This window comes from Candidatus Neomarinimicrobiota bacterium, assembly GCA_041862535.1.
GTDB lineage: Bacteria > Fidelibacterota > Marinisomatia > SCGC-AAA003-L08 > TS1B11.
Genome location: JBGVTM010000018.1, coordinates 1 through 13,030, shown reverse-complemented (window position 1 = coordinate 13,030; position 13,030 = coordinate 1). Strand labels below are relative to the sequence as shown.

Annotated in this window: 9 protein-coding genes and 1 pseudogene; 6 read left to right on the top strand and 4 right to left on the bottom strand. The window is 55.0% G+C overall.

Annotated features, from left to right (window positions below):
• From ACETWG_00790 to ACETWG_00770, 5 genes are all read left to right on the top strand, one after another.
• A partial coding sequence (locus tag ACETWG_00790; GenBank protein ID MFB0515124.1) for an FAD-dependent oxidoreductase occupies positions 1-2,991 on the top strand: 2,991 nt, incomplete at its 5' end.
• Between the two features lie 10 nt (positions 2,992-3,001).
• Positions 3,002-4,432 (top strand): 8-oxoguanine deaminase, encoded by a 1,431-nt coding sequence (locus ACETWG_00785; GenBank protein MFB0515123.1) that lies wholly within the window; start codon positions 3,002-3,004, stop codon positions 4,430-4,432.
• Positions 4,433-4,456: 24 nt separating this feature from the next.
• Positions 4,457-5,218, top strand: coding sequence for an FAD binding domain-containing protein (locus ACETWG_00780; GenBank protein ID MFB0515122.1), 762 nt, complete (start codon positions 4,457-4,459; stop codon positions 5,216-5,218).
• On the top strand, positions 5,215-5,691 hold the full coding sequence (locus ACETWG_00775) for a (2Fe-2S)-binding protein (GenBank protein ID MFB0515121.1): 477 nt from the start codon (positions 5,215-5,217) through the stop codon (positions 5,689-5,691). The genes ACETWG_00780 and ACETWG_00775 overlap by 4 nt, the downstream gene beginning before the upstream one ends.
• A 72-nt stretch (positions 5,692-5,763) precedes the next feature.
• Positions 5,764-8,061: a xanthine dehydrogenase family protein molybdopterin-binding subunit gene (locus ACETWG_00770; protein MFB0515120.1), complete on the top strand. Its 2,298-nt coding sequence runs from the start codon at positions 5,764-5,766 to the stop codon at positions 8,059-8,061.
• 40 nt (positions 8,062-8,101) lie between these two features.
• Here ACETWG_00770 and ACETWG_00765 read toward each other — a convergent pair whose 3' ends face one another.
• The 3 genes from ACETWG_00765 to ACETWG_00755 form a co-directional block, all read right to left on the bottom strand.
• The gene (locus ACETWG_00765; protein ID MFB0515119.1) at positions 8,102-8,713 is read right to left on the bottom strand and encodes an NTP transferase domain-containing protein; all 612 of its coding nucleotides are present in this window, start codon (positions 8,711-8,713) and stop codon (positions 8,102-8,104) included.
• 40 nt (positions 8,714-8,753) lie between these two features.
• A complete protein-coding gene (locus tag ACETWG_00760; protein ID MFB0515118.1) occupies positions 8,754-9,794 on the bottom strand; it encodes a nucleoside-triphosphatase in 1,041 nt (346 codons plus the stop codon).
• Between the two features lie 88 nt (positions 9,795-9,882).
• The gene (locus tag ACETWG_00755) at positions 9,883-10,446 is read right to left on the bottom strand and encodes a hypothetical protein (protein ID MFB0515117.1); all 564 of its coding nucleotides are present in this window, start codon (positions 10,444-10,446) and stop codon (positions 9,883-9,885) included.
• Positions 10,447-10,753: 307 nt separating this feature from the next.
• Here ACETWG_00755 and ACETWG_00750 point away from each other — a divergent pair.
• Positions 10,754-10,960: pseudogene (locus ACETWG_00750) on the top strand (hypothetical protein).
• 22 nt (positions 10,961-10,982) lie between these two features.
• Here ACETWG_00750 and ACETWG_00745 read toward each other — a convergent pair.
• Positions 10,983-13,030 (bottom strand): alkaline phosphatase family protein (locus tag ACETWG_00745; protein MFB0515116.1); only part of this gene is annotated, 2,048 nt, incomplete at its 5' end.

Genomic DNA, 13,030 nt, shown 5'->3' with positions numbered 1-13,030 from the left:
TGCATCGATATGGAAGATGAGGGCTACAACTGTGAATGGTCCCAGGAACTCACCCTGGATGAGACCTTTACGGAATATCTGAACGCGTGGATCCTGCTTCACATGCTGCGGGACAAACTGGATTGGGGACGACCCCAGGAGGCCGGTTTCATATTCAATATGAGTGTGGGTTACGATCTGGCCGGGATACTCAAGCCCAATATGCAGCAGTATCTGGACCGCATGATCGATTGCAGGGTAGAAAAAGAGGCAGCGTTGGAGAGACTTCTCCCGCAGTATCCTCGACTGAGTCGCCTGGATATCCCCGATCAGATCAGTGATAACATCACTCTTTCGACCATGCACGGCTGTCCTCCCGACGAGATCGAGAAAATCGGCAGGTACTTTATCGAGGAACGCCGACTACATACAGCGATCAAATTGAATCCCACCCTGTTGGGGCCGGAAAAGCTTCGCAATATCCTGAACGAGAAATTAGGCTACGAGGTGGAAGTCCCCGATTCAGCCTTTGAACACGATCTGAACCTGGATCAGGCCTTGTCCCTGATTGAATCTCTCCAGGCCTGCGCGGCAGAAGTGGGCGTTCATTTCGGGCTGAAGCTCACAAATACCATGGAGGTCTGTAATACCGCCACCCTTCTCCCTGCAGAAGAGCGCAGGGTGTATTTGAGCGGCCGGGCGCTTCATCCACTAAGTATCCAAGTAGCGGCGATACTGCAAGATCATTTCGAGGGCCAACTGGACATCTCATTCTGTGCCGGCGTTGACTGTTTTAACGCTGCCGATACCCTGGCATGCAATCTGGGCCCCGTGACCAGCTGCTCCGATCTATTAAAGCCGGGTGGAGTGACGCGGCTAAGGCAGTACCTTCAAGAAATCAATAAGGCCATCAGAAAATCAGGTGCCCGGAGCATCGAAGGATTTATTCGATCCAGAAATGGTGGCGGTGAGGATGTCAGGCAGGCTGGATGGCGAAATCTCCAGGCCTACGCTGCCAGGGTACTTGAGGACGGACCTTACCGGAAGCAGCACGTTCCCTATACGAATATTAAAACGGCCAGGCCCTTGACCGTATTCGACTGCATCGGAGCACCCTGCATGACATCCTGTGCGGTGGATCAGGACGTTCCCACTTACCTATACTATGCCGCGCGGGGCGAACTGGATCGGGCTTACGAGATCATTCTAGATGCCAATCCACTGCCGCATACCACAGGGATGGTTTGCAATCACCTCTGCGAACCCAAGTGTACCCGCATCAACTACGACAATCCCTTACTGATCAGGGAGATCAAACGATTCATCGCTGAGCAGCACCCGGGTAAGGTGCAATTGAACATCCCCCGGGGTACGGGACATAAGGCGGCTATTGTAGGTGCCGGGCCCTCCGGACTATCCTGCGCCTATTTCCTGGCCCGAGCGGGCCTGGAGGTGCATCTGTTTGAGAGTAGCGCTTTAGCAGGCGGTATGGCAGCCCAGGCCATCCCGGCCTTCCGCCTGAGTGAGGGGGGTCTCCAGAAGGATATTGATCAGATACTGGCATTGGGAGTCCGCCTGCACGCCAATACTATGATCGATCGGGCCGCTTTTGACGACCTACGCCGGAGGTACAATTACATCTATATTTCCGTCGGCGCGCAGCAGGCCAAGAAACTTGGAATACCCGGTGAAGACGGGAAGGGAGTGATTGACCAGCTCAGTTTCCTGCGCGCAGTTCGCGAAGGACGGCACGTGACATTAGGACGCAGGGTAGTTGTGATCGGGGGCGGCGACTCGGCCATAGATGCGGCCCGGACTGCGCACCGATTAGTGGGCCAGGGTGGCAAGGTAACCGTTATCTATCGCCGCACCAGGAAGGAAATGCCCGCTACCGTAGATGAGATTCAAGCCCTGCTGGCCGAGGGTGTTCAACTCCAGGAGCTCACGGCCCCTGAAAACATTATTTTAGACAATGGTTCGGTGCATACTCTGGTTTGTGCCCGTATGCGACTGGGTGAGAAGGATGATAGCGGCCGTCCCCGACCGGTGAAGATCGCGGGATCCGAATTCCAGCTACCCGTGGATACCATCATCCCCGCCATCGGGCAGGAGGTCGTCTTTGATTTTCTCCCGGAACAAGCACTGGACGTGAATCCAGCCTCATTCGAGACCCAATATCCCGGTATTTTCGCGGGCGGAGACACCGTGCGGGGTGCAAATACGCTGATTAACGCTATAAGTGACGGCAAGCGGGCAGCAGAGGAAATACTTCAGCGGATATCGGGTGATGATGTAAGTCGCAGACCACTAATCCGAAAAGACGTGACCATAGTGGACTTACAACAGAAGCAAGCTTATCGGGAATACGGTCCGCCGGCTCCGGAACTAGGGTTGGAGTCACGAGGTGGATTTGAGCCGGTCCACCCAGGTTTGGATGCCGGGTCGGTCAAACTGGAGGCCGCCCGCTGTCTCTTCTGTGACGAGTTCTGTAATATCTGCGTCACGGTATGCCCCAACCTGGCTAATGTATCCTACCCGGTCGAACCACAGGAGCTCACCATCCCCAGGGCAAGACCTGAAGGTAAGGATGCGCAGTTCGAAGGGTTCGAGCGCTTCATCATCGAGCAACGATACCAAATCATTAACATCGGTGACTTCTGCAACGAATGCGGGAACTGCACTACGTTTTGTCCTACAAACGGATCGCCGTTCAGGGATAAGCCGAAGTTTCTCCTTTCGGAAAGGAGCTATGAGCAGGAGGAGTCAGGACATTTTCTGAAGGAGGATACGCTGCGGTTCAAACGTGACGGCGGCGAGGCTACCCTGGTGATGGTGAACGGAGGATTGCTCTATAAAACTGAACTTGTACAGGCCCGGTTCGATCTGCCTAATTTTACGCTTAAGGACCTTCGATTCAAGTCCGAGACCACGGAATGGGTCGATTTCCGAGAAGCTGCCGAGATGTTCGTGTTATTAAAATCGCTCAGGGAATTCCCACTTTTTCAACACTGATAGGACGCATATGGCCAAACGGGGATCCATTCTGATCAACCAGCCGCTGTACGTGGCTACTATGGATGACGGGCAACGGGAGTTTACCGGAGGCCATATTTTCATTGAGGGCGGTGTGATACAATCGGTTGGCCCGGAACCGCTGAACCGGCCCGCCGATACGACTATTGATGCCTCAGGAATGGTCGTCTTACCCGGATTCGTCAATACTCATCATCACTTATACCAGACCCTCACCCGCAACATCCCCCGGATGCAGGACGCTCCATTATTTGAATGGTTGAATGCCCATTATGAGGTGTGGCGGGAGCTAACCGCAGAAGGGGTGTATGTAAGCGCTCTCACCGGAATGCTGGAGCTGATGAAGACGGGCGTGTCCACGAGTGCCGATCATCTGTACCTCTTCCCTGCCCAGGCCGGAGCAGAGCTGATCGATGCCGAAATCAGGGCCGCCCGGGAGCTTGGCATCCGCTTCCATCCGACACGGGGTTCCATGTCCCTGGGGAAAAGTGGCGGTGGTCTGCCGCCGGACGACCTGGTCCAGTCGGAAGAGGAAATTCAAAAGGATACGGAAAGATTGGTCAGGACCTATCATGATCCCGAACCCGGAGCAATGGTGAGGCTCGCCCTGGCACCCTGTTCCCCTTTCTCTGTGACGGCGGAACTGATGCGGACCTCCGCGAAGTATGCGCGGGAGCATCACCTTCAACTCCACACACACCTGGCAGAGACAATCGATGAAGAACAGTTCTGCCTGAAGATGTTCGGGCGGCGCCCGGTCGAGTATGTCAAATCCCTGGGGTGGGTCAACGGGCACAGCTGGTTCGCCCATGCGATACACCTGAACGATACCGAAATCAAGACGTTAGGGGCGGCGGGAGTCGGGATATCCCACTGCCCCAGTTCAAACATGCGTCTGGGGTCCGGTATTGCTCGAATCAAAGAGCTGCTAAACGCCGGTGCCAAGGTAAGCCTTGCTGTTGATGGTTCGGCATCCAACGATTCAAGTAATATGTTGGCCGAAATCCACAATGCTGTATTGTTATCAAGGTTGAGAGATGAGTCCAACTGGCTCTCAGCCCGTGAGGCCGTAAGCATGGCCACATCAGGTGGAGCGCAGGTATTGGGCAGGGACGATATCGGTCAGTTGGCGCCGGGGATGAGGGCCGATGTGGCCCTTTTTTCCCTTGACGGGATCGAATACGCCGGAGCCCAATCGGATCCCCTGTCTGCGCTGGTGTTCACAGTCCGGTTGAAACCGGTGGATGTTCTGATCATAGATGGCATCATCCGGGTTCAAAAGGGCTCGGTTCAGTTCGACGAAGAGAACCTGATCCGAAAACACAATCGACTCAGCAGGGACATGCTGGAGCGGGCACGCGTTCGAACCGGCATTGACTTCGGTATCCATTACAAAAGGGGCCAGCCGACACTAAAATAGGGGCGAACGGCTATCTAACGCACCATGTGGACCTCGATAAAAACCATTGTACGACCAACCTCATTAGAGCAGGCCATCACCTATCTCGTACCAGGCCGGAAGGTCGTATTGGCTGGTGGATCCTATCTAGTTGCCGAGCAATCCCCGCACATCGACACGTTGATCGACATCAATAACCTGATAGGACAAGATGTTATTGAAAATGGGGATGGTATAGACATTGGCGCGGGCGTGACTCTGGAAAACATACTCGAGCATCTAAAAAAAGAGCGCTGGGCAAACCTGACTGCCTGCGTACGGTGGTCGTGTCCTTCCAAGAATATCCGCAACCAGCGCACAATAGGTGGCGAAATAGCGCGAGCACGACCCGACTCGGAGTTGTGTACCTTTCTCCATGCTCTAGGCGCCACCCTCAGGATTGTATCTGCCGATCCGCAGGAAATCGACATCCGGAATTGGGATGCTACCGGTATTATTACCGCTACGAGGATTGAGACTGCGCACCTGGAGGGAACCGCCATCCAGCGCTTTGCCCTGATACCCTCAGCCCCCGCATTCGTCATCGTGGTGGGAGTCAGGCGAGAGAAGGGAATTGATATCTCGATAGGCGGCCGGGCAGATGGGATCAGTACCTGGGCCTTCTCCGGTGAGGAATCACCCCTGGATTTCGCTTCCGAGACTGCAGCGGCTGCGGTAGAACATTTTTCAACGGATCACTACGGGTCTCAGGCGTACAAGCAGAAACTCATCGAAGTCGGGCTCAGGCGGATTATCGAAGAGCTATGAAAATCACCTTTACTCTGAATGGAAAAAGGGTCACGGCCGAGAAGGAGCCGGGTCGGCTACTCCTGGAATACCTGCGGGCGGAAGAGCTCCACAGTGTCAAATACGGTTGCGGGCATGGAGAGTGCGGCAGCTGCGCGGTCTTAATTAATGACAAAGCCTATAATGCCTGCCTGATTTTAATGCATACTTTAGGGGGGAAACGGGTTGAGACCCTGGAATCGTTTGGGGGACACCAATCGCTGACAGCCCTTCAAGAGGTCTTTCTCGACGAAGGTGCCATCCAATGCGGCTACTGCACGCCCGGTATGTTGGTCTCTCTGGAAGCCTTATCGCGAGGAAGCAAGCCCCTCACTGAAGACTCTATCAGGGAAGCTCTAGCCGGGAATCTTTGCCGGTGTACAGGGTATGTTAAGCCAGTTGTTGCAGCCAGAAAGCTAAAATCTGCGAACCAGGGTGAGCACTATATACCATAACACAACCAATGGATCTGAAATAGCAGTGATCATTCCAAGCGCGGAAAAGGTTCCCAACGGGAAGCTCCCCCGATGAAGGTCGTCGGACAGAAAACGCCACGCGTAGATGGGCCGGCCCTGGTGCGGGGTAAACCGGTATTTACCGATGACCTGCGGCTTCCAGGACTGTTACATCTCAAGATCCTGCGCAGCCCCCACGCGCATGCCCGGATCAAACACATTGATGCCAGAGATGCTCTCAAAATGACCGGTGTAGTGGCTGTTCTCACCCACGAGGATTTCAAACCGCTTTACTATACCTCTGCCGGGCAAGGGTACCCGGAGCCATCACCCCGCGATATGCTGGTCCTGGATCGAACCGTGCGTTTTGTGGGAGACCGGGTGGCGGTAGTAGCTGCCGAGACAGTCGAGGCTGCTCAGGCCGCCCTCGCCAAGATCCAGGTGGACTATGAACAGCTGCCGGCTATCTTCGATCCCCGGGAGGCCATCGACCATCCGGTTGTGATCCATCCGGAGGATGGTCCCAGGGGCATCCACGATGCTCAGCGCAACATCGCGTCGTATCTGCACGCAGAGCTGGGTGATGCTGAGAAAGGGCTGGCAGCCAGTACTTACGTGTTCGAAGGGGAGTACTCTACTCCTTATGTCCAGCAAGCCCACATAGAGCCCCACATCACCCTCACCTGGCTGGACGCGAACGGCCGCCTGATCATTCGTACCTCCACCCAGGTGCCCTTTCATGTGCGGCGGATCGTGAGCGAGTTACTGGATGTACCTATCGGGCAGATCCAGGTCATCAAGCCGCGAATCGGTGGCGCATTCGGTGGCAAGCAGGAGATACTGAACGAGGAGCTGTGCGCGGCCATCACGCTGAAAACCGGCCGTCCGGCGCGGATGGAAATGACCCGGGAAGAAGAATTCTATGCCGCCCGGGCCCGCCACCCTATGACCATCAGACTCAAGGTCGGGGTCGATGAGAAGGGCACTTTTCGAGCAGTGGATATGAATATCCTCGAGAACTGCGGTGCCTATGCCCCCCATGCGCTCACGGTAATGTCGGTAACGGCGCAAAAAACCCTTTCCCTGTATCGGTGTTCAAATATCCGGGTGGAAGCCCAGGCTGTGTATACAAACCTGCCCATCGCGGGTGCCTATCGGGGATACGGTACTACCCAAGGCATCTTCGCCATGGAAGTCCTGATGGACGAGATCGCAGCCGAACTGAACATTGATCCGATCGAACTCCGTTTGCGGAACTGCTATGAGGTGGGCGATGAGATCCCCATTGCGAAAGTATTTGGAGAAGGAGGTGAGGGCTATCCGATAGTGCTGCACTCCACCGGCTTGAAAGCCTGCCTGGAGGAAGGCCGAGGGAGCACACGATGGGATAAGGTTCGGCAGGGAGCAAAGACCGGACCTGTTCGGCGGGGGATCGGCGTAGCTGTCGCTGGCCAGGGATCGGGAATCCCGGGTATTGATATGGGCTCGGCATTCCTTAAAATGAATGAGGATGCCAGCTTCAATTTATTAGTAGGTGCAACCGATCTGGGAACGGGCTCCGATACTGCGCTGGCGCAGATTGCTGCGGAGGTTCTGGAAGTACCTGTTCAGCGGATCGTGGTCTATTCGTCTGATACAGACTTCACACCGTTCGATACCGGCGCGTACGCATCCAGCACTACCTATATTTCCGGTGGCGCCGTGAAGAAAGCGGCCGAGAAAGTGAAGGAACAGATCCTTTCGCAGGGGAAAAAGCTGTTAGGGACGGACCGGGCCGTCATCCAAAACGGATTCGTGCGGGCAGATAACGGTGAGCAGTTATCGTACCAGGAAATCTGTACCCGGTCCATGTACACCGATGATCAGATGCAGATCATGGCTACAGCGTCGCATCTCAGCTACGATTCGCCACCCCCCTTCAATGCTACCTTTGCGGAAGTGAGTGTCGATACCGAGACCGGTCTGGTGCGGGTGGAACGGATCGTTTCGATTACTGATGCCGGTCAGATCATCAATCCCCAGATGGCGGAAGGCCAGGTGGAAGGGGCTATTCCACAAGCGCTGGGGATGGCATTATCCGAATATATGATATTCGATGAGGAGGGAGCCCCCATCAATACGGATTTCACCAACTACCACATCTTTACCGCACTGGACATGCCCGAGTTGGTGGTACGATTCATACCCGGCCACGAACCGACCGGACCCTTCGGAGCTAAGGCCGTCGCCGAGATTCCCATTAATGCCCCGGCTCCGGCCGTGGTCAATGCTATCTACAACGCCTGTGGTGTTCGCATCCGCAGCCTGCCCATCAAGGCAGAAGATATCCTCGATGGCTTTGCTGCCCTGAGCAAGAAAAGCCCCCACTGAGAAGCGCCCGGAGACGAATCTCCCGACTCTAATCCGCCCCTTATTGGAGGGGCTGCTGTTCTATCCGGGAGAGTATCCGACGATAATCCTCGGGCGTATCGCAGTCCATAAGCACTTCATCTGACTGGACCGGGACGGGAACCGCATCGGCAGCGTATTTACGCAGAAGGGATTTCGCTCCTCGCTCACCCTCCAGTTCGAGCAGTTCGGGAAACAATCGCGCCGGAAAAAGAACGGGATTCCCCTGGCGCTTGCCGTAGGTTGGAAAGACGATCTTCGTCCCATCACCGGCAAGGAACCTTTTTTTCAGGTTTATCAAGGTCGCCACCTGCACCAGGGGCATATCAGCCAGCATCAGGAGCGCGCCAGCCAGATTCTCAGGCAAAGACCGGATCCCGACCTTGATGGAGCTTGACAGGCCCTTTTCCCAATCCGGATTTGCAGCTACATCAACGCGCCGCCCGACCAACACTTCACGTACTGATTCCATCTCGCAGCCGAGGACTACTACAACCGGGGCATATCCGGCCTGAATGACGTTGTCAAGGCTCTTAATGATTATCGGCTTACCTTGAACCGGTAGCAGCAGCTTGTTTCCCGGTGACATTCTATCCGAAGAGCCGGCTGCGAGAACAATGGCTGCTATTTTCATGGAGCAACCCGCAGGTAAGTGAAATTCGGCTTGAGAAGCATTACTTATCATTCCTCACCGGTAGCCGCACAATGTGCTGCGGCCAGGTGTGCAGAAAAGGTACCTGATCAGAGATCAGTTGCTCCAATCTCTGATACACGTCTGATCGCATAGAAACCACGAGGAATCCAGTGAACGTCTGGAGTAGATCGCGCAGGGCGGGCAGCAGTCCTTCACCCTGGAACTCCAGGGGGCCGATCTCGTCGATAATCAGCCAGTCCGTGTGGCGGGCGGAAGCCAGCTGCTCACAGCCCCAGGATATAGTTTCGGGCCGGAAAAAGAACCGGCCGAATTTGATTGGGGTCTCTATCTTTTTCATGGTATTCAGAGAACGCCGCTCCCCGGTACTGATGCGTTCAAGGACGTGATGCCAGTGACCTTTACTTTCGAATTCCTTCGGCGCCAGTAATCCATCCACTTTTCCCCCCGCTTCCTTCAGCGTGGTAGCCAGTTCACTAAGCCAAGTCGTCTTGCCGGTACTCTGTATGCCAACCAGGATGATGAGCAAAGGAGGCTGTTTCCCCCTTATCTCCTGGATAAAGCTATTCGGGCTAGGCTCGGTCATTTCGTCGGTGTCCAGGCCCATCTGTTCCGCCATCAAGATAAGGTCGGCTAAAAATGTCCCCACAGCATTTATATAGGCCGCAGGAGTGTGCTTCTTGGGTCCTGCAGACTGGAGCGTATCATAGCGTTCCTTAGCAATCCTTTTTAGGCGCGGGAGAATGCCTTGCGCCATGTGGAAGGCTTCCCCTAGATGTGCTATGCGAAATCGAGACAGCCACTTGCGCAGAGTGTCGCCTTGAAGCTCGGTGGTCAATACCTGGAAAAGGAGATATATGGTGATACCCCGCAGTGCCATGAGGATGGTTTTATTCAACACGGCACTGCTGTAGCTGATTCCCACAATGGTCCGATCCTGATATCCGGTGAAAACGGGAAATACGACGATCAGCAGGGAAATCGGAATCCAGAACTTGTAACTAGTCAGTGGTCGAAGTGCACCCCGATAGGTGAAAGCCACGAGCAACAGAAGCACCGTCATAATGACATATGGACCACGAGATAAGAATACCAGACCTGAAAGCAGGGCACATGACACCCAGAAGCGCTTTGACTGCCACCATGAGCTGCTAGATGCCACGGTTCAGAATCGTGCTGACGCGTTTGTAAAGACTCCAGGCCAGCAGGGCGGCCCCGGCACCAATGATTATATGCAGCACCACATACAGACCCAGTGCCAGCCAGCCTATGCCGTATCCGAAGCGCTCCGAAATACCCCGCGCAGTGTCAATCAGCATCGGAATGAAGGCGGCCCCGAACAGGATCGTTTTGGTAATGATACTATGGACGAGGGGATATATCCCAAGCGCGAGCCCCGCAATGAGGAATCCTGTTCTTCCCGGTCTTATAAGTGTGAGTATACCCTCGGCCAGCAGCCCCTCAGAAATAATGCCGATCATGGGCCCGACCTTGACCGTGCTGATGCTCAGGGCTTTAATGATGGCTGCCAGCAGCGCGATGGAGATGGTGCTACCCGGTGCGTTATAAAACGCACGTGCGATCAGGATAATGATAAGAGCAATGGCCGTCATGATCAGCCCCGAAAAGGGTATCCTCATCAGGTGCAGCGCCGTTCCAAGCGTGGCTTCGGATAATCCCCAGAGCGAGCCGAAAACGGCGATGTACGCGACCAATCGCCGAGGCTGCTTTCTCTGCTTGGCTGAATGAACTGCTGGCGCCATTAGAATTGCCGGTACAACTTGAAAAACTAACCGCTGGACGCATCCGGTTCAAAGCTTATGCACCGGAGATCCATGATCCCAAGCTCTTCAGCTGCTGACCATACGGCGCGAAATCAGACTCTCCACACCTGCAATCCGTTTACTTCACCAGCGCCATTTTAATCTGCTTGCTGTATGCCGGTGTCACCCCGCTTGCGGCGGGACCAGCAGGCGGGCAATGTAGATGCCGGAGGGGATTTCGGGACTGCTGGCCGAGTAGGGCATCAGGCATACCCGTGGAGCCCCGTATCATCCCATGACACAGGGCAAGATCGAGCAGTATCATGAATCGCTTAGTAACCTGAAGCCCATGGATGTCTATGAAGGAAGGGGAAAACAGATCCTGGACGTTCGGGAGAAAATCAAGCGAAGGACGCTTCAGATTAGGCGTCAGCTAAGCCTTGGAAACACAAAATGTGTCTCTTAGTTTCAAGCATAAATAGCTCACATTACTTTGCCGACGTACATTCAAAGGCCCGGACGAAAGCGCTGCGGACAGGAGCCGGCATTTCAGAGTCGGCTCCTCGAATGGCTTTCCAGACAATCTCGTTGAACTCCACATCGGGAATGGCGTCTTCCACAGCAAGGTTCAGCTCCGCCGAGCGCAATTGACCGTAGGCGCCATCGGGATTCATCTGATCGAGGTCTATGACAGCCGGGTGGTGGTCGTACGGCGTGAAATCGGCCCGATGAGTGAATGAGTCATACATGGGCAAGGCGGCGGAATCGAACTGGCTCATGGGCGGTAGACCCAGGATCAGCTGCATGGTGCGCAAGACGCTGGTGGTGGAATACATATTGCTATCCACGTGCCGCCGCCGGGTATAGGGGCTGACAACCAGGCCCACCATCCGGTGGGCATCCACATGATCCGGTCCGTTCTGGGCGTCATCTTCCAGGACGAAAATGGCGGACTCCTTCCAGAAACGGCTGTGGCTTATCCGGTCAATAATCATGCCCAGAGCCAGATCGTTATCGGCCACCATCGCCCGGGGCGTGGGCATGCTCTCGCGCGTTCCGGCCGTGTGGTCATTCGGCAGGCGAATGATCTGAAGCCGGGGGAGCTGACCATTCCTTTCGTAGGTATCAAACTCCTCCATCCAGAGGCGGGCGCGGGACGTATCGGCAATCGATAAGTCATAAGGCGGGAACAGGGGGGCGATATGGCCCTGCAGCGATTCCAGTCTGGTCACTACCGTGTCTTTGCGTTCCCAGTCGGCATATTGAACGAATTCGCCATAGATACGATAGCTAATGCCGGTGCGTCGGCATGCGTCCCAAATGTACCCGGAAGCCGGCTCGGCAATTGCTCTTAATCCTTCCGACGGATATTGACCTCCGTGGCCGCCATAAAGTCCCGGCCAGGTTTTCTCAACGTAATCGGTGGCGTAGGCAGCCATGGACCATTCATGGCCATCCGCACTGACCTCGGCATTGGCATACAGGTTATCCAGCAATACGAATTCCCGTGCCAGCGCATGATGATTGGGAGTTATCCGTGCCGAAAACAGACACAAGGATGAGTCGCCGTTGCCTTCCGGAATATCGCCAAACACCTGGTCGTAGGTGCGGTTCTCCTTGATGATATAGAATACATATTTTATAGGCGAAGGATCACCGATATTTCGAGGAATAGGATGGGATGAAAACCTGAATTGGATGGCCGGTTTGCGTTCCGGCGGTGCCTGGGGCGTGTTTGCGTAGACCTTCCGGCTCCACTGCTGGAGCTGCTCCTGTTCCGGCTCAGGGATAAAGGAGAGTGATCCCCGGAACATGTTGCCGATGTAATTAGCAAAGAATGTTTCGTCTCGGGGTCCTGGTAAGGAGATATCAGGTAAGCCCGGGTTGGCACGGGAACCTCCATGACCTTTACCGTTCAGCACCAGCAAAGCTCCCGATTGCAGAACCCGCACCGCGGTCGGATACCAACCTACGGGTATAAAGCCCTTGGGACCCGTTGCGCCAGGGCGTGAGATATCGAACACGGCCACATAGTTGTTATCGGCATTGGCAACGTAAAGCGTTTGTCCGTTAGGTGAAATAGCCACGCTGTTGGGAGTACTGCCCGGAAGGGCCCGGGGTGACAGGGAGGTAGCAATGGTTTCTCCCACCTTGCGTGCATCCAGATCGACCACCGAAACGGTATTCAAATTGGCATTGGCAACGAAAAGCCGTCGGCCATCGAGTGACAATACCATATCATTGGGATGATCGCCGGTAGGTATTTCCGCGAGTAACCGTCCATCGGCCAGGCTGAAAACCATGACCCGGGAACCGCCCCAAAGGGAAACATACGCTTCTGGCCGCTGGGAGTGCACCAGGCAGGTATATGGTTCGGCGGGTAATTTCAGGTTGTAGTTCCACCTTTGAGCAACCAGATCATACGAACGGAGGGTGCTATCCTCTCTACCCACGGCAAAAATGAATTGCTCACCCGGATCGAGGTCAAGCCCTCCCACACAGATATTCTCTTCCGGATAAGGCTTACCCAGGGAAA